Source organism: Acinetobacter sp. BHS4, assembly GCF_018454425.1.
In the GTDB taxonomy this organism is placed as follows: domain Bacteria; phylum Pseudomonadota; class Gammaproteobacteria; order Pseudomonadales; family Moraxellaceae; genus Acinetobacter; species Acinetobacter pittii.
Genome location: NZ_CP075323.1, coordinates 1,538,378 through 1,557,070 on the forward strand (window position 1 = coordinate 1,538,378; position 18,693 = coordinate 1,557,070).

At 39.2% G+C, this 18,693-nt stretch carries 15 protein-coding genes; 13 read left to right on the forward strand and 2 right to left on the reverse strand.

The genetic code is table 11. From position 1 onward, the window contains the following. Window positions 1-4 precede the first annotated feature (4 nt). Window positions 5-1,027, reverse strand: coding sequence for an ABC transporter substrate-binding protein (locus tag KIP84_RS07290; RefSeq protein WP_213689619.1), 1,023 nt, complete (start codon window positions 1,025-1,027; stop codon window positions 5-7). Then, window positions 1,028-1,618 carry an ANTAR domain-containing protein gene (locus KIP84_RS07295; protein ID WP_002115726.1) on the reverse strand — a complete coding sequence of 197 codons (591 nt, stop codon included), beginning with the start codon at window positions 1,616-1,618 and terminating at the stop codon, window positions 1,028-1,030. It abuts the gene before it with no gap. A gap of 456 nt (window positions 1,619-2,074) precedes the next feature. On the opposite strand from KIP84_RS07295, the gene KIP84_RS07300 reads away from it, so the two are divergent. From KIP84_RS07300 to KIP84_RS07360, 13 genes are all read left to right on the forward strand, one after another. Then, on the forward strand, window positions 2,075-2,344 hold the full coding sequence (locus KIP84_RS07300; protein WP_306308256.1) for a hypothetical protein: 270 nt from the start codon (window positions 2,075-2,077) through the stop codon (window positions 2,342-2,344). 11 nt (window positions 2,345-2,355) lie between these two features. Then, window positions 2,356-4,902 carry a nitrite reductase large subunit NirB gene (gene nirB / locus KIP84_RS07305; RefSeq protein ID WP_213689620.1) on the forward strand — a complete coding sequence of 849 codons (2,547 nt, stop codon included), beginning with the start codon at window positions 2,356-2,358 and terminating at the stop codon, window positions 4,900-4,902. Window positions 4,903-4,914: 12 nt separating this feature from the next. Continuing rightward, window positions 4,915-6,537, forward strand: a complete 1,623-nt coding sequence (gene nirD, locus KIP84_RS07310; protein ID WP_213689621.1) for a nitrite reductase small subunit NirD — start codon at window positions 4,915-4,917, stop codon at window positions 6,535-6,537. 18 nt (window positions 6,538-6,555) lie between these two features. Beyond that, window positions 6,556-9,336 (forward strand): nitrate reductase, encoded by a 2,781-nt coding sequence (locus KIP84_RS07315; RefSeq protein ID WP_213689622.1) that lies wholly within the window; start codon window positions 6,556-6,558, stop codon window positions 9,334-9,336. Then, window positions 9,333-9,962, forward strand: a complete 630-nt coding sequence (locus tag KIP84_RS07320) for an NTP transferase domain-containing protein (protein ID WP_213689623.1) — start codon at window positions 9,333-9,335, stop codon at window positions 9,960-9,962. The genes KIP84_RS07315 and KIP84_RS07320 overlap by 4 nt, the downstream gene beginning before the upstream one ends. A gap of 120 nt (window positions 9,963-10,082) precedes the next feature. After that, window positions 10,083-10,859 carry a hypothetical protein gene (locus KIP84_RS18785; protein WP_228308306.1) on the forward strand — a complete coding sequence of 259 codons (777 nt, stop codon included), beginning with the start codon at window positions 10,083-10,085 and terminating at the stop codon, window positions 10,857-10,859. Window positions 10,860-10,905: 46 nt separating this feature from the next. Further along, a complete protein-coding gene (locus KIP84_RS18790) occupies window positions 10,906-11,691 on the forward strand; it encodes a hypothetical protein (protein WP_228308307.1) in 786 nt (261 codons plus the stop codon). A gap of 404 nt (window positions 11,692-12,095) precedes the next feature. Beyond that, window positions 12,096-14,369, forward strand: coding sequence for a molybdopterin-dependent oxidoreductase (locus tag KIP84_RS07335; RefSeq protein ID WP_213689624.1), 2,274 nt, complete (start codon window positions 12,096-12,098; stop codon window positions 14,367-14,369). Window positions 14,370-14,598: 229 nt separating this feature from the next. Next, window positions 14,599-15,639: a GTP 3',8-cyclase MoaA gene (gene moaA, locus KIP84_RS07340; protein WP_199977732.1), complete on the forward strand. Its 1,041-nt coding sequence runs from the start codon at window positions 14,599-14,601 to the stop codon at window positions 15,637-15,639. Next, window positions 15,640-15,894 carry a MoaD/ThiS family protein gene (locus tag KIP84_RS07345; protein WP_170248197.1) on the forward strand — a complete coding sequence of 85 codons (255 nt, stop codon included), beginning with the start codon at window positions 15,640-15,642 and terminating at the stop codon, window positions 15,892-15,894. Window positions 15,895-15,897: 3 nt separating this feature from the next. Continuing rightward, the gene (locus KIP84_RS07350; RefSeq protein ID WP_213689625.1) at window positions 15,898-16,383 is read left to right on the forward strand and encodes a molybdenum cofactor biosynthesis protein MoaE; all 486 of its coding nucleotides are present in this window, start codon (window positions 15,898-15,900) and stop codon (window positions 16,381-16,383) included. 23 nt (window positions 16,384-16,406) lie between these two features. Beyond that, on the forward strand, window positions 16,407-17,330 hold the full coding sequence (gene moaCB / locus KIP84_RS07355; protein WP_213689626.1) for a bifunctional molybdenum cofactor biosynthesis protein MoaC/MoaB: 924 nt from the start codon (window positions 16,407-16,409) through the stop codon (window positions 17,328-17,330). Further along, window positions 17,330-18,565 carry a molybdopterin molybdotransferase MoeA gene (locus tag KIP84_RS07360; RefSeq protein ID WP_202724216.1) on the forward strand — a complete coding sequence of 412 codons (1,236 nt, stop codon included), beginning with the start codon at window positions 17,330-17,332 and terminating at the stop codon, window positions 18,563-18,565. Before moaCB ends, KIP84_RS07360 begins: the two co-directional genes overlap by 1 nt. Window positions 18,566-18,693 lie beyond the last annotated feature (128 nt).

Consider the following 18,693-nt stretch of genomic DNA (forward strand, 5'->3'; position numbering starts at 1 on the left):
AAAGTTATGAACGATAGCGATGTTTAGCTTGTTCATAAGCCTCAAGATTAATGCATTGAGCACCCAAGCTTGTGATTTGTGCTTGGTCGAGTTGAAGTTCATCCCATTTTTGCATTTGCTCGAGCAGCCAATAAAAGTCTTCAACTTTTGGAAGAGCACTTTCTTTTACTAAATGACGGACAATATCCTGAATCATATAGTATTTGTCGACATGTACTTCTTCTGAACAATGGAAGCGCACAATTCCAAACTCGACTAATAATTTTAAAATTGGAGCAAAATCGTCTAACTCACTCAATTCTTGTTGGGCTTTCATAATTGCCGTGGTGAGTGCAACCAGTGTTTGTGGATGCTGTTCAGCCCATTCTTGAGTTACGGCTAAAACCTTATCAGCCACAGGTGGAATAATGTTTTGACTTGAGCAAATCATTTTACTTAAACCTAAAAGCTCTCCTTGAGTATTCCAAGGTTCTCCGACACAAAAACCATCAATCACATGTTTGTCTAATGCTTCGACCATATAAGGTGGCGGTAATGTTTTAAGCTGGATAGATTGTGCAAGTTCAGGGTTTGCTAAGGCGAGCCACTCTCTTAAACAATAATGATGAATAGAATGCTTAAATACATGAGCTAAAGAAATGGAGTGACCTTGTTCGAGATAATCTGCCACTTTTTGCGCTGTTACTTGAGCCGTATCATTTTTTTGAATTGCAAGTTGATGAGTAAGTTTTTGACTTAAGCTAATGAAAGCACGGTTTTCACTTAAAACGAGTGATGTTTGTAGTGGCGTGCCAATTTGATCCGTGCCGACAGCCGCTGCAGGTAACATTGCAGATAAGCAGTGCGCTGCATCTAATAACCCAAAAGCAAGACGGTCTCGAAGACTTGCCCATGATGCTTCTTTAACTAAAGTGACATCTAAACCCACCTCTTCAAAGAAGCCTCTTTGTTTTGCCCAAAGCAATGCAAGACAATCAAGCAAAGGAATATAGCCGAGTTGTAATTGAGTCTTTTCTAATGTGCTCATTTATTCATCCTTTAGTTGATTGTTGAGTAATTTTTGGGCATCAAGTAACCGCCGTGCCATTTCTCCAATCGTTATACGGTGACTCATGGCATTTTTTCTAAGAAGTTGGAAAGCTGTATCTTCAGGCAGCCCGTGGAGTTGCATGAGTAACACTTTGGCCTTTTCAACATCTTTACGGTCAGCCAATTTGGTTTGAGCCTCTTTTAAATCACCTTCGAGTTTTTTGTGCTTTTTATATTGCTCAATCGAGATTTCTAAAATGGTATGTAAACGGGCAGGGTCTATGCCATCTACGATATAAGCCGTTACTCCCGCATCGATGGCTTGTTTGATGGTGTCTTTATCTGAATTTTTAGTGAACAGGACAGTCGGTAGGTCATAGCTACTCACACAACTTTCAATAATGTCACGATGAGGATGATCCATATCGAGCAAGATCACATCGGCTTGTAAATGCTCGAGACGAAAAATATTTAAATGGTCCAAAGTAAGGCAAGCGACCACTTCAAAATCATTTTCAAGCAGACTTTTTCTTATATAGTCTGCTCGCGCATGATCATCATCAATAAGGGCTATTTTGAGTTTTGGCATAAGTTCAGAAAATCAGGCTAAGAAAATGCGCCAATTCGACGCGTTTTTTGTTATCAGGTTTTAAGCAAGATTAATGCCATCCAAAACTAAACAAAAAATCCAGTTTAAGTGGCATTTCAGCAAGCTAAACAATGAATGTGGTCAGTCTTGGTGCAAAAATACGATTCATTTTGTGGCAAGACATATTTTTATTTCAACTATTTAAGTGTACAGCGATGGGGCAAATAGAATAAGACATTATTTTTATAAGATAGCTGGGTGAATTATATCTATTTGAAATTAAAAATAAAAATTTTTTAAATTAAATTTATATAAGGATTGGCATGCAAAATGCTTACTTAATTGCAGGTCGAAGACGACCATAAGTTTTAAAGACGGCCAACGATGTCCGTTCTGATCGAATTTGTGAGTGCAACTGTGCACACAAAGAATTTACGTTCAGTCGGAGTGAAGGCCATGTCTTTATTTTTATTGCATAAAAAAGTTACATCTGAATTATCTAATTTTTCAGTTCCAGCGATGCGAGCCTTCTCTATGAGGGGGCTCGCTTTTTTTATTTCTTTTTATGACTTTGCTGTGCATTGGGTGTCATTAACGAGTGGGAAAAATGGATTCCAAGCAGCTACATGCTTTGTGAGATTGATTCGCTTCTCGGTAGAACACAAGGCAAAAAAACAACGTCTATTTGAGAACGCAATAACGCAGCTTAAAAGCAACGTGATTTGAGGAGAAACACTATGAAATTGGTAATGATTGGTCATGGTATGGTGGGCCACAAATTCATCGAAGCCATTTTAGAAAAAGCAGATGATGAACTGGAAATCACGATTCTCGCGGAAGAACCTCGTATCGCCTATGACCGTGTACATTTGACAGAATATTTCTCTGGGAAATCAGCAAAAGATTTATCTTTAGCACGTTTTGATTTTGCCGATGCGTATGGCATTGACTTACGTCTAAATACCAAAGCAACTGCAATTGATACAGTTGCACAAACAGTCACAACCAATCATGGTGATGTCATCAGCTATGACAAATTGGTGTTAGCTACGGGTTCATATGCGTTCGTTCCAGCAATTCCGGGTAATGACCGTGAAAACTGCTTTGTTTACCGCACGATTGAAGACTTAGACGCGATTCGTGCAGCGAGTCTTAATGCAAAAACAGGCGTAGTAATTGGCGGTGGTTTACTTGGACTTGAAGCTGCAAAAGCATTACGTGATTTAGATTTAGAAACACATGTTGTTGAATTTGCACCACGTTTAATGGCAGTTCAAATTGATGACCTAGGCGGTAAAGTTCTACGTCGTAAAATTGAAGATTTAGGTGTAAAAGTTCATACACAAAAAGCGACGCAATCTATCGAATGTGGCAACAGCACTACACATGTAATGAAATTTGCAGATGGTAGCGAGCTTGAAGCAGATGTCATTTTATTCTCTGCTGGGATTCGTCCACGTGATGAACTCGCACGTAACAGTGGTCTCGCGATTGGTGAACGTGGTGGTATCGTCATTAATGATTATTGCCAAACGTCAGATCAAAACATTTATGCCATTGGTGAATGTGCGCTTTGGCAAAACAAAATTTATGGCTTGGTTGCACCGGGCTATGACATGGCACGTATTGCAGCAAAACACATTTTAAATGAAGAATGTCACTGCTTCGCTGGTGCAGACATGAGCACTAAATTGAAGTTGATGGGTGTTGATGTTGCTTCTGTAGGTGATGCGCATGCCATGACTCCGGGTGCATTAAGCTATTTCTATGCAGATGAGCATGCACTGGTTTATAAAAAGATTGTTGTAAATGCTGAGAAAACAAAATTGCTTGGTGCAGTTTTGGTGGGCGATGCGAAAGAATACAACGACCTTTTACAAATGATGTTAAATGGTCTGGCTTTACCAGAAGTTCCTGAAAGCTTGATCATGCCGGGCTTTGAACAATCAGCAGGTAAGTCTGGTGGTAGCGGTGTAGATTTACTTCCAGACAGCGCGACCATTTGTTCATGTAACAACGTATCAAAAGCGGACATCTGCCAAGCGATTAGCGATGGTTCGACCTCTTTAGGTGCATTAAAGAAATGCACCAAAGCAGCAACAGCGTGTGGTGGTTGTGCACCATTAGTGACTCAAGTGTTGAAGTCTGAGTTGCAACGTCAGGGTGTGACTGTTAACAATCACATTTGCGAACACTTCCCATACTCGCGTCAAGAGTTGTATCACTTGGTTCGTGTCAATGAAATTAAGACATTTGATGATTTGATTCATCAACATGGTCACGGTTTAGGTTGTGATATTTGTAAACCTGCTGCCGCAAATATTTTGGCATCTTGCTGGAATGATTTCGTCCTTGAGCCAAGCCACGCAGGCTTACAAGACAGTAATGACTACTATTTAGGTAATATCCAAAAAGATGGTTCTTACTCGATTGTACCGCGTATGGCAGGTGGCGAGGTGACTCCGGATGGTTTAATCGCGATTGGTCAAATTGCGAAGAAATATAACCTATATACCAAAATTACTGGCGGTCAACGCGTTGACATGTTCGGTGCGCAAGTTCACGAGCTTCCATTCATTTGGGAAGAGTTAAATGCTGCGGGCTTTGAGTCTGGTCATGCTTACGGTAAATCATTGCGTACCGTGAAATCTTGTGTAGGTAGCACATGGTGCCGTTACGGGGTAGACAACTCAGTTGGTTTAGCGATTGAGCTTGAAAACCGCTACAAAGGTTTACGTTCACCACATAAATTAAAAATGGCAGTGTCTGGCTGTACTCGTGAGTGTGCGGAAGCGCAAGGTAAAGACGTTGGTATTATCGCGACCGAAAAAGGTTGGAACCTTTATGTCTGTGGTAACGGCGGTATGAAACCACGTCATGCCGAGTTACTTGCATCTGACCTTGATAAAGCAACACTCATCCGTTACATCGACCGTTTCTATATGTTCTACATCCAAACAGCAGACCGTTTACAACGTACCAGTGTATGGCGTGACAACATGGAAGGTGGTTTAGATTACCTTAAATCTGTAGTTGTGGATGATTCACTTGGTTTGGCTATCGAGCTTGAGCGCCGTATGGAACACATTATTGGCACATATCAAGACGAATGGCGTACTGCGGTGGAAAATCCTGAAGTTCGCAAACGCTTCCAAACGTATATCAACGCAGGTGCAAATGAACAGGCTGATCCGCACATTCAATTTACAACTGAACGTGGTCAAATCCGCCCATTAACTGAAGCTGAACGTTCAGAAGACCGTATTCCAATGGTTGAAGCATAAAGGAGAGTTTCTATGAATATTGTACAAGACAAAAATATGCTTCCTGATGATCAATGGATTGATGTGTGTGCGCTCGATGATTTAACCCCAAACACTGGCGCGGGTGCGCTCGTGGCTGGACAGGCTGTTGCGATTTTCCGTGTAGGACATGAAAAACGTGTTTACGTGCTGAGCAATAAAGATCCGTTTAGCCAAGCGAATGTCATGAGCCGCGGCATTATCGGAGATTTACAAGGTGAGCGTGTCATTGCATCGCCAATCTATAAACAACATTTTAGTTTGGCAACGGGCCGTTGTTTAGAAGATAAAGACCAAAAATTGGCGGTTTACCCGAGCAAAATTGTTGATGGCCGTGTTTGGGTCAATGCGGTGCCGCAGAAAACTTATATTACCAATACAGGTGTATCACAAGACAAACTTAAACTGGTGTTGATCGGTAATGGTTTGGCAGGGATGCGTTGTCTGGAAGATTTACTTGATATGGCACCAGATCGTTATGAAGTTACGGTGATTGGTGAAGAACCATGGGGTAACTATAACCGTATTATGTTGTCTCCGGTTTTATCGGGTGAAAAAACCATTGAAGATATTATGCTGCACCCACCAAAGTGGTATAGCGATAAAGGCATCAAATTTATTGCAGGTGATAAAGCGGTAAAAATTGATCGTCCTCGGAAAGTGGTTTACACCGAAAAAGGCCAGACAGTTGATTATGATCGTTTGATCCTGGCAACAGGTTCGGCACCATTTATTCCACCAGTTCAAGGTGTTGACCTAAAAGGGGTGTTAACTTTCCGCGATATTTATGACGTTAACACCATGATTGAATACTGTGGTTCAAAAACTAATGCAGTCGTGGTTGGTGGCGGTTTGCTCGGTTTAGAAGCTGCCTATGGATTAAAACAACGTGGTATGAATGTCACAGTCCTGCATTTGATGGACCGTATTATGGAACGTCAACTTGATGGGCGTGCAAGTCAGTTATTACGTCATAGCATTGAACAAAAAGGCATTCAAATCATTACCGAAGCCAATACCGAAGCATTAATTGGTGATGAAAATGGGCATGTGAAGCAAATCCGTTTGAAAGATGGCACAGTGTTAGATGCTGACCTTGTGGTGTTCGCTGTGGGTATCCGTCCGAATATTGCTTTGGCACAAAGTGCCGGTTTACGTTGCAATCGTGGTGTATTGGTAAATGACACCATGCAAACATTTGACCCAAGTATTTATGCCGTTGGAGAGTGTATCGAACATCGTGGTCAAACTTTTGGTTTGGTTGAACCATTGTGGGGGCAAGCTTTTATTTGCGCGACCCATTTGGCTGAACACGGTAGCTTAACTTTTAAAGCACCAACTGTGCCGACTCAGTTAAAAGTCAGTGGTGTCGATGTATTCTCTGCGGGTAACTTTGAGCCGAAAGATGATTATGAAGACATTATCCTGAACGATGAAAAACGCCAGATTTATAAGCGTATTATCATTCAAAGCGATCGAGTAATCGGTGCAGTATTGTTTGGAGATACTGAAGATGGCATGTGGTATGCAGAGTTAATTGCAGACCAAACACCTGTTTCTTCATTTAGAAATAAGCTGCTATTTGGTCGAGATTTTGCATTAAAAAATGCAGGCTAAATAGGGAAAGGAGCAGTTATGAATAGTACTCCAAGCGTTGAAATCGATAGCTCCGACCATGTTGCAAAAACAATCAAAACAACATGTCCATATTGTGGGGTGGGTTGCGGTGTTAGCGTAAACGTCCAACAAAAACCTCAAGGACCTGTGGTGCAAGTTGAGGGGGATGCTGAGCATCCTTCCAACTTTGGACGCTTATGTATTAAAGGTAGCCGTCTTGCGGATACTTTGGGGTTAGAAACACGTGTTTTACAACCAATGATGGGACGCAAAGCTGATCGGGTAGTAACGACATGGGATGCCGCCATTAATAAAATTGCCGATAAATTCCAATCTTGTATCGATCAGTATGGTCGTGACAGCATTGCATTTTATGTTTCAGGTCAGCTTTTGACTGAAGACTATTATGTGGTGAATAAGTTTGTAAAAGGCTATTTGGGTACTGCAAATATTGATACCAACTCACGCCTTTGCATGTCATCTGCGGTGGCAGGTCACAAACGTAGTTTCGGTGAAGATATTGTGCCTGCAAGTTATGAAGATTTTGAACATGCAGATATGGTGGTATTGGTCGGTTCTAATACCGCATGGTGCCATCCTGTGCTGTATCAGCGGATTATGCAGGCTAAAAGCCACAATCCCGATATGTTTGTGGTGGTAATTGACCCACGTTTTACCAGTACTTGTGAACAAGCGGATTTACATTTACCGATTTTGCCGGGCCAAGATGTCGCATTGTTCAATGGTCTATTCCAATATCTATATCAAAATGGTCATGCCGATCAGGCATTTGTAGAGGCTTATACCGAAGGTCTGCAAGATGTTTTGGTAAGTAGTCAGCAAGAAACGGATATTGCCTATGTTGCCAAACGCAGTGGTATTTCTTTAGACAAATTACAGCAGTTTTTTGAGAAATTTGCGCAGACTGAAAAAGTAATCACGCTATTTTCAATGGGTGTGAATCAATCAAGTCAGGGTGTAAATAAAGCCAATAGTATTATTAACTGTCATTTATTGACTGGAAAAATTGGTAAGCTTGGTGCTGCACCATTTTCAATGACTGGTCAGCCCAACGCGATGGGTGGCCGTGAAGTCGGTGGCTTAGCCAATATGTTGGCTGCGCACATGGACTTAGATAACCCTTTACATCAAAAAGTTGTTCAAACTTTCTGGGACAGCCCATTTATTGCAACTCAAGCTGGCTTAAAAGCAGTGGATTTATTTAATGCGGTTGAAGCTGGAAAAATTAAAGCCATCTGGATTATGGCAACCAATCCAGTCGTGAGTCTGCCAGATGCCGATCAAGTTAAACGTGCTTTAGAGAAGTGCGAGTTAGTCGTCGTATCAGATATCTGTGCTGATACCGATACTACGGCTTATGCCGATGTTTTGCTTCCAGCTTTAGGGTGGGGAGAAAAAGATGGAACTGTGACTAACTCTGAGCGCCGTATTTCACGTCAGCGTGCTTTTTTACCTGCACCAGGTGAAGCAAAAGCAGACTGGTGGTCTGTTAGCCAAGTCGCGAAAAAATTAGGGTTTAATGGTTTTGATTTCACCACTGCTGTTGATATTTTCAATGAGCATGCAGCGTTATCTGCACAAGACAATGCAGACATAGATGCTCGTGAACAAAGTAATAATTTCCGTTATTTTAACTTAAAAGGCTTAATGAATCTGAGCGCTGTGGAGTACGACGCTCTACAACCAATTCAATGGCCAGTATGGGATAAAAACCAAGACGCTAAAGCCGTTCAACAATTGTTTGGCAAGGGCCAGTTTAGTCATAAAAATGCCAAGGCAAAATTGATTCCGACTGTTGCAATTGATCCGGTACATGCAGTTTCAGAAGATTATCCGCTCATTTTGAACACGGGACGTATTCGTGATCAATGGCACACCATGACGCGTACTGGTTTGTCACCAAATTTGACCAGTCACCGTGCCGAACCATTTTGCGAGATTCATCCGAGTGATGCCTTGAAATTTGGTGTACGTGATCAAGGCTTAGTAGAAGTTCGTTCGAAATGGGGCAGTTGTGTACTACGTGTGACCTTCTCATCGGGGGTACGTCGTGGGCAAATTTTTGCACCGATTCACTGGACTGAACAGGTTGCATCCGACGCCCGCATTGGTAAAGTCGTTAATCCAGAAGTTGATGCAATTTCAGGTGAACCTGAGTTCAAACATACGCCTGTAACTATTCAGCCGTTCTATACCACTTGGCAAGGTGTGCTCTATATTCGTGAAGGATACGATTCGTATATCCAAGAATCGCTGCATCACTGTGCATGGTGGACCAAAGTCAAAATGGTGAAAACCAATCGTTATGAACTTGCAGACCGTCAAACTTTTCACGATACTCAAAAGAATCTGAAAAGCTTTTTACCATTTGCCGATGAAACCTTTGAATGGTTAAGCATAGAAGATATCTCTTCACAACTGAGCCATAGCGTTATTTTGAAAGATGGCATTGTAATTGCAAGTCTATATATTGCACCGCCAGATTTATTGCCAGACCGTGATTGGGTTGCGAGTCTGTTTAAGCGAGAACGTTTGAGTGCCTTGCACCGAAAAGCTTTACTAGCAGGTATGCCAATGTCGGCTACTAATAATGATGGGCCTTTAGTGTGTAGTTGTTTTAAAGTAGGTAAGAATAAAATTATCGACGTGATAAAAACACAAAACATTACCCATGAAAAACAGGTTACTGCATGTTTAAAAGCAGGTGGGAACTGTGGTTCATGTTTACCTGAGATTCGTGGCTTGATTAAAGCTTGCCAACAAGAGGTGGAAGTGTGAATAAGGGATATCCCGTAACTGATCTGGTCATTTTGGCGGGTGGACAAGCCCGCCGTATGAATGGTTTAAATAAGCTATTGCAGCAATTTGATGGCGATACGCAACTATTCAAAATTCATCAAAAACTAAAGTCATCTGTATCTGAAATTTGGGTAAATAGTCATCGTGATTATTCGATTTATCAAAGTATTGTGCCTGATATTAAGTGTTTTCAAGATGATGCTTCCGGTTTTTTCGGCCCCCTTATGGGTATGAAAAGCGCATGGTCTCATGTAAAAGCAGATTATGTTTTGTTTATTCCTTGTGATGTGACGTATATACCTACGCAAGTCGTTGCGAAATTACACAGCGCACTTCGCAAAAATAAACAAGCTCAGGCAGCCTATGTTTCAATTAATGGGGATGCTTTATACCCATTTTGCTTATTAAAGCGTGAAAGTCTGATTACGATAAGAGAGCAAATTGACAAACAACGATTAAGTTTAAAAGAGTCCTTTAAGCTTTTACATGCACAAGTCGCCGTATTCCAAAAACAAAACTTATTTTTTCATAGCATTAACTCTTTGGATGAGCTCCAACAATATAAACAAATCAATGCTTTTAAAGAGATATTTACCGCGAGTTAAACATTAGATTCTGTCAATTTACAAAATAAGATGCATTTTATTTAATCAGATTAATCATTATTTATAAGTATATTTATTTCTGTTAATTTACATTTTTTTATATTACGGGAAAATATTATAGTGGATACCAATAAAATTGAAGAAACTAAAGAAAAGTCAAAATTCCCATATATGCTTATATTCACGATAGTGTACTTGGCAATGGTTATTTTATATTGCCTTTTAGATGTGAAGGGGGTGAGAACTTTAAGACCAAATGAGTGGGGAGATTTTTTAGCTGGCTTCTTTGCACCTTTAGTATTTATGTGGCTAATTTATGGCTATCACCAACAGGGCAAAGAATTAAGTCTACAAATAGAAGAATTATCTAATAGTGTGGCGCAACAGAGAAGCTTAGCAATTACGGCTCAACAAGAATTAGATTTATTAATAGATAGAGAAAAGAGGCAAACAGAATTAGAAATCATTAATGCTCAGCCCTATTTCCATGTAAAAGATTTTGAAATTAAACAATTACAGTCTCATGGTGCTCTATGTTTTATTTTCTCATTTAATTTAAAAAATAGTCGAAATCTATGCAGAAGTCTTTTTACAATGTATTCGAAAGATTACGTAAATAATCAACTCGTATGGGAAGGGGCTGATTTTTTACCAACTGATTTAGAAAAAGGAATAAATATTAACTTTAACATTCATTCCCGCTATGTCATTGATGAAAGGGAAGATATATCAGTTCTTTACTTAAAATTTTTTTATACTGATGCAATTGATGTAATAAGAATTCAAATTTTAAAAATCACTATAGATCATAATCAAATACTACCTCAATTGAATGTTCCTTATGCAATTTCATGGTTGCATAATAAAAACTTTACAGATGATCCTAATTATTATTAATTACATAAATGATCTGTTTTTAATCAATTAACGAGTAATGAATTCCATGGAAAACCCAGTACCACCTAAACAGCCATTCTATAAAACTTGGGTTTTTTACAAAAAATGGACTTTTTGGGTAGTTGTTATTTATCTAAGTTTTGTTGTTATACATACCGTATGTTTAATATTCAGTAAAGGAGAAAACCGTCTTCTTAATTCGAATGAACTAGGGGATTTTTTAGCTGGTGTATTTGCTCCATTAGCTTTCCTTTTCCTTTATTTAGGATATTTACAACAAGGTAAAGAACTAAAAATTAGTAATGAAGCTTTTAATAAGCAATGTGAAGAACTTAAAAATAGTGTGGAACAACAATCTAAATTAGTAAGTTTTCAACAGCAAGAAATTCAAGCTAAATATTTTGCAGCAAAACCCTTTCTAGAAATTAATCACGTTCGATATAGCTTTGAGGTAGAAGGAGGTAATACTATTCTGATTGATGGCGTTCCAGAATTTCAAGAACCAGAAGAAGTACTTAGATTAGTATTTGAAATTAAAAATTTGGGTGAAGTTGCAAAACATATAACTGTTACTGACAGTAATAAAATGATTCAGTTAGATTCTACTTATGAAATTAAGAAAGATGGTACTGTAACTATTGTTTGTTACGTAGATGTTGATTACGTTGAGGAATTAATTGAACAACGTGCAGTTGAGTTTTATCTCGTTGTTAAATATTCCGATATATACGGAAGTAAATATAGAGATCTTTTAGTTGTCAAATTTTTTGAATATGATGGGCATGAAGATGCCCAAGTAAACGTCAGAATAGTGAAAAGAGATTATAAATAGTTTCTTCTCAAAAATTAATCAAATAAACCCTTTTTCTTGATACCACTCATAATCATCAAAATTTAACTCTATCCCCATCCTTAGATGGGATAGGGGTAAACTCAATCTTACAAGCTAAATGTAAACTAGTGAACCAAGCTAGAATTAATGCAACAGCATCATCTCCATGTTTGTTTTCATTATTGTAATACCTAAGTTCATTTGAAATTTGTGATTGATATATAAATTCTTTTTAAAATTCTGAAATATGTGTCAAAAATCTCACATCAATTGTCATTTAACGATTGGCCGAGTGAACTATATTTTTAATCTTTATGCGGTTGACTATTTATTATTTAAGTTCTATTTTGGAACTTGTTATTTTCATTCTAGCCAGATGTATAAAAATAAACGGAGCCAGAAAAATGATGGACGCAGCTCAGCAAAGTAAAACAGATGTGACAGCATGTATCTTATGTTCTAGAAACTGCGGTTTGAGTGTCGAAATTAAAGATAACCAGTTTGTTAAAATTAAAGGTGATCCCAAACATCCTTTTTCTCAAGGTTACATTTGCCAAAAAGCTGCCAGATTACAGCATTACCAGCAACACGCAGACCGTTTGACTACACCTTTAAAACGTCAACCTGATGGATCATTTCAAGAAGTGAGTTGGGATGTAGCCATACAAGAAATTGCTGATCGTTTAGTACAGATTAGAGATACTTTTGGTGGAACTGCTTTTGCTTCTGTTGGGGGCGGTGGTCAGGGCAACCACCTCGGCGCAGCGTATGGTCGACAACTTTTGTTGGCCATGAAAAGTTATTATGCCTACAACTCACTTGCTCAAGAAAAAACAGGTGATTTCTGGCTCAATGGACGTTTGTTCGGTAGTCAGGCTTGCCATACCACAGAAGATGTTGAACACGCAGATTATGTACTTTTCATTGGGACAAATCCTTTTCAGGCCCATGGCATTCCTAACGCACGAGACACACTAAAACATATTAAGAAAGATCCGAATCGAACCATGGTCGTGTTTGACCCGCGTGTTACTGAAACGGCCAAACAAGCAGACATTCATGTGCAGCTAAAACCAGGGACTGATGCTTTTTTAATGTCGGCCATGATTGCGATCATTATTAAAGAAAAGCTTTATGATGCAGCATTTATTGAGCAACATACGCAAGGATTTGACGATGTAAAAACAGTATTTAACCATGTCCCGATTGAAGACTATATTGCTAAAGCTGATGTTCCAGTCGATTTGATTTACCAAGTCGTTCGAGATTTTGCCAAGGCGAAAAGAGGCTGTGTACGTATTGATTTAGGCATTCAACATACTTTAAATACTACATTAAACGGATATTTAGAAAAACTACTGTACTTACTGACTGGAAACTTTGGAAAGCAAGGTACCAATAATCTGCATACTATGTTTATTCCAATCTTAAGCGATACAGATGAAAGAAAGCCGAAATATCGTCGTAGTGTTTACCATAAAATGTTCCCGATTTCCGGGTTTTTCCCGCCTAATATTTTACCCGATGAAATCTTAAAAGCAGGGGAAAAGCGAATTCGTGCTTTGTTTGTAGATAGTTGTAATCCACTATTAACCTATCCTGATACACCAGCTTTTGAGGAAGCCTTTAAAGCCTTAGATTTGTTGGTTGTGGTGGATGTTGCTATGACAGAAACAGCGAGACTTGCAGACTACATTTTGCCGGCTCACACTCAGTTTGAAAAATGGGAATTTACGGGCTTTAATCTTGAGTTTCCTAAGAATGGCTTTCACCTAAGACATCCAGTATTGAATGCTCAAGCGAATACTTTGCCGGAATCCGAAATTTATACACGATTACTCGAAGCCATGCAGGTGATTCCAAAACGCTTTCCACTTTTAGAAAAAATAGCTTCAGTCGATTCTAAAAAAACAGCTTATTTACCGTATTTGTCAGCATTAGGACTCACTTTTGCACGGCATAAAAAATATATTCCTTTTGCTGCTTCAATTATCTATCGTACTTTAGGTAAGCAGTTAGAAAACTCGGCTGCTTCAGTTGCTTTTTTATTGCCACTGTCTATTCAATATGCTGTATTACACACCAAAGCGGTACGTCGTGCAGGTTATAAGGGTAATCCATTAGCACAAGGTGTCAACTTATTTGAGCAGATATTAAAGCAACGTTCAGGTATGGTTTTATCACAACATGAATATGATGAAGTCTGGAAATTGGTTGCTTATAAAGATAAGAAAGTACGTCTTGCGATTCCCGAAATGTTAAGCGAACTCACAACCTTGAAAAGCCATGAGGTGAATGTTGAAGAATTTCCTTTCATCCTTTTGTCGGGTGAGCGACGTAGTTATAACGCTAATCAAATTTATCGTGACCCGGCTTGGCGAAAAGTAGATGCTGAAGGTGCTTTACGAATTCATCCTGAAGATGCGAGGCAGCTTAATGTAGATGCAGGTGGTCAGCTTAAATGTATTTCACAACATGGAGAAATTCAGGTTACCGTAGATTTTGATGAGGGAATGCGAAAAGGGGTTGTCTCACTTCCACATGGTTATGGCATGCGTTTTCAAGATGGAGAGCCAATAGGACCGCAATTAAACCGTCTAATTTCCGCTGAACATTGTGATCCATTATCTAAAACGCCGTACCATAAATATGTACCCATCCGTCTAGAAAAGTGTTAGAAATAAAGTAAGGCATATAAAAAATTGACGCCGTGCTGGTTTTGCAAAGCTTTAAAATCTGAGTTAAAACAGTAATGCTGATATTTTAACTACAACCTTAATAATTATGGATGATAAATAGAATTGGAACAAATTTTGCAATAAAGATCAAAGCACTACTAAGGCGCAATTTTTACAGTTTAATTGCTCGTAATCGGTGCTTGCAATATTTGAACTGTTCTCGATATGAGTGCAAATGATGAAACAATATCACTCTGAAACGGCCCCAAGTCTTCTGCAAGATCAATATGGGCGCATCAAGCGTAAGTTAAGAATTTCTGTAACTGATCGCTGTAATTTTAAGTGTGTATATTGCATGCCTGAGCATCCTGAATGGCTAAACAAACAAGATTTGCTTAGTTTTGAGGCGCTCTTTCAGTTTTGCAGTTTTATGGTGCAACAAGGTATTGAAAGCATCCGTATTACGGGTGGTGAACCATTAATGCGTCAAGGTATTGTTCATTTCATTCGCGATTTACAAGCTTTAAAAGCATTAGGTTTAAAGCGTATTTCAATGACCACTAATGGACATTACCTTGCAAAGTACGCTCAGCAATTAAAAGACGCTGGCCTAGATGATTTAAATATTAGTCTAGATAGCCTAGATCCGATTCAATTTAAAGAACTCACTAAGAAAAAGTTAGAACCAGTTCTTGAGGGTATTCAAGCTGCAAAAGATGCACGGCTACCTTTTAAAATTAACTGCGTATTGATGAAATACAAAAATGAGGATCAAATCCTACCTATGGTGAGATGGTCAATCACCAATCATATTCCGCTACGTTTTATTGAATTCATGCCACTTGATGGTGATGCTCTTTGGTCAAATAAAGATGTGGTGAGTGAGGCTGAAATTTTACAGACGTTGCACCCCCATTATTCAGTACAAGTGATTGAGCAGCAACATGAACCAGCGCGCCAATATTTACTTAACAATAGCTACGCGCTAGGCATCATTTCTACCATTACTCATTCATTTTGCCATCAATGTGACCGTATACGACTAACGGCACAAGGTGAGCTCTATAATTGTCTCTTTGCCCCGCAGGGTTTAAATATTAAGCCACAGCTTCAGACGCTGGTAAGTAAACAACATACACCAGAATACGATATGTATATCCAAAATTTAAAGAATTTGGTCCATCCGTATATCTGGCACAAAGCTAAAGGTTTTCATGCCTTACAACATCAACAAACCCGTAAAATCAGCATGCATATGCTTGGGGGATAAATGCAGCAATCTATTCAAATTAAAATCGAATCATTTGGTGCAATTGAAAAATTGCTACCTCAAGATCTTTCGTTAGTTTGTCCAAGCCATATTTTAGTTAAAGATGTATTAGATGAAATTGTTTCATTACACCCGTCATGTACACAGGCCATGGAAAAATGTGCATGTGCTGTTGGCGATAATGTCATAACAAGACAATCGGCCTTAAGTGAGCCGTGTACTTTGGTTTTATTATCACCAGTTGCAGGAGGCTAAGCTATGCGAGATTTTGCCCGTATACAAGAGCAGGCTTTAAGCCTAGATATTTTTGATCCTATTGAATCATTTCCTGAATGCGGTGGAATTGATATTTTTATGGGTACAGTTCGTAATCACCATGAAGGTAAAGCGGTTAAGGCCTTGAAATATACCTCCTATAAACCGCTTTCTGAAAAAATGATACGTGAAATTGAACTGGAAATTGAGAAAAAGTATCAGGTATCTTATGTGCGAGTGGTTCATCGGATTGGACATCTAGATGTCGGTGAAACAGCCATTATTGCCATTGCTTATGCAGCCCACCGCCGTGAAGCTTTTCAAGCATGCGAAGAAGCGGTTGAGCGGGTAAAACATGAAGTGCCTGTGTTTAAAGAAGAGTTCTTTACAGATGGCACGAGTCATTATGTAGAGGGCTGCTGTATTCGTAAGGATGCACCGCACGAACACAAGCATCACCATCATGCCGGCTATGAACACTCACACTGAAATAAGTACGACTAGGATAAATAATGAAAAATGTAGGAATGAAGCCGGAAAGTTATCGTGTTGCTGAAGCACAAGCAATTTTATATGCACCACCGCACTGTATTGAATTATTAAGACAAGGGAGTACGGAAAAAGGTGATGCATTAAAAACCGCACGTGTTGCAGGAATTTTGGCAGCAAAACGTACTGATGAGCTGATTCCTTTGTGTCATCCTCTGCCGATTTATCGGGCAGATGTTGAATATGAACTAGAACATGATTTTGTAAAGATCGTTGCCGTAGTTGAAACCATTGGTCCAACTGGCGTAGAGATGGAGGCCTTAACGGCTGCAAGTCTTGCAGGTTTAACTATTTACGATATGTTAAAACCACATTGTGAACCAGAAGAACTCTGGATGGATCAATGTAAATTGCTTAAGAAAAAAGGCGGTAAATCACACTTTAAGCGCGTTCTTCGTCAGCCTGTTTCTGCTGCTGTTATTGTCTTATCCGATACCGTGGCAGCGGGTAGAAAGCCCGATACTGCCGGAAAATCTGTGGTTGAAACTTTAACCGAAGCAGGATTCGACCCAATTCATTACCAAATTTTGCCAGATGAAGCGGATACTTTAAAAAAATTAGTGCTTGAGTTGAGCAAATCATATGCTTGCATTATGACGGTTGGTGGAACAGGAATTGGTAAGCGTGACATTACAGTTGATACGCTAGAGCCACTTTTAGAGCGTAAGCTAGATGGCTTAATGGAAGCTGCTCGTTCATTTGGACAAAAACGCACGCCATATGCTGCAATGTCACGTGGAGTGGCTGGTTTTATTGATCGTTCTTTAGTGGTGACTTTACCGGGAAGTCGTGGTGGAGCTAGCGAATCAATGGCTGCTATTTTACCTGCCTTAGTTCATATTTTTGATGTTTGCCGTGACTTACCACATCCAGGAGGCTATGAATAATGTCAGGTTGTGGTGCAGAACGTGGTTTGATTAGCATAAATGAAGCACTTGAGCTGATTAGTAACCGACCAAAAAAATTAGGTTCGATTCAGCAACCTCTTCAAAATAGCCTGAATAGGTATCTTGCTAAGGAAATTTATTCAGAAATTAATCTACCAAGCTTTTCTCAGAGTGCTGTAGATGGTTATGCACTTTGTTGTCATGCCGAAGATTTAAATAATCAAAAGTTTCGGGTTACTGGCGAGATTCGTGCTGGAAGCGAAAGTCATGACATTCTGAGTGAAGGTCAGGCAATTCGTATATTTACGGGCGGTAAAATTCCTAAAGGTACAACACATGTTGCGAGGCAAGAAATCGTATCGGTTGTTTCGCCTCAAGAGATTTGTTTAACGGAGCATATACGACCTCAAGCTGATATTCGTTTTACTGGCGAAGAAATCCAGCAAGGGCAGTTACTTGCACAAGTTGGACAATTTTTGAATATTGGAAGTTTGGCTGCCTTAAGTATGGCGGGTGTGCAAACCGTTGAGGTCTATCGTGCACCGAAAGTCGCTGTTTTGATCACCGGTGATGAAGTTGCCGAAACAGCAGAAGATCTAGCTGAAGGTAAAATATTTGATGCAAATGGCCCATTACTAAAAGCTTGGTTTGAAGATTATGGCTTGCAGGTTGAAATTATTCATGTGGCAGATAAGGCAGCACAGGTCACACAATATTTCGACCAATTAAAAGATAACCATGATGTTGTTATAACGACTGGCGGGGTGTCCGTAGGAGACTACGACTTTGTTCGGCCATGTGCTTTTGAAGTTGGTTTTGAACAGATCTTTTGGAAAGTAAAACAAAAGCCGGGTAAACCTTTATTCTTTGCTGAATATTCTCAACCTGAAACAAATCACCATTGTTATTTGCTGGGGTTACCGGGTAATCCTGCTGCGGTCTATGTGTCTATGCAGATATACTGTAAAGCATTGCTTGATACTTTGCAGGGAAACTTAGCTGGACCAGAGTGGTTTAGTGCAATTTTAGATCATGATTTAAAGGAAGATGCACGTGAACGTTTTCTACGAATGCATGCCTATTTTGACAATGGACAACTCAAAGTTAAAAGTTTGGCAAAACAGCAATCACACATGCTCAGTAATTTAATGCAAGCCAATTGTCTAGTCCGAATCCCGGCAAGTACAAAATTGGAAGCGGGTTATATATTGAAGGGTGTATTTATTTCGAATTAATAATTAGTAATGATAAATATAACTCACTATATAATTGAGTGAGTTATATTAATTAAGCAATTTTAAATAATAATTTTTAATTTTTTATAATAAAAATTTGTTCATAAGGTTGATAAGAAGTTATTTTA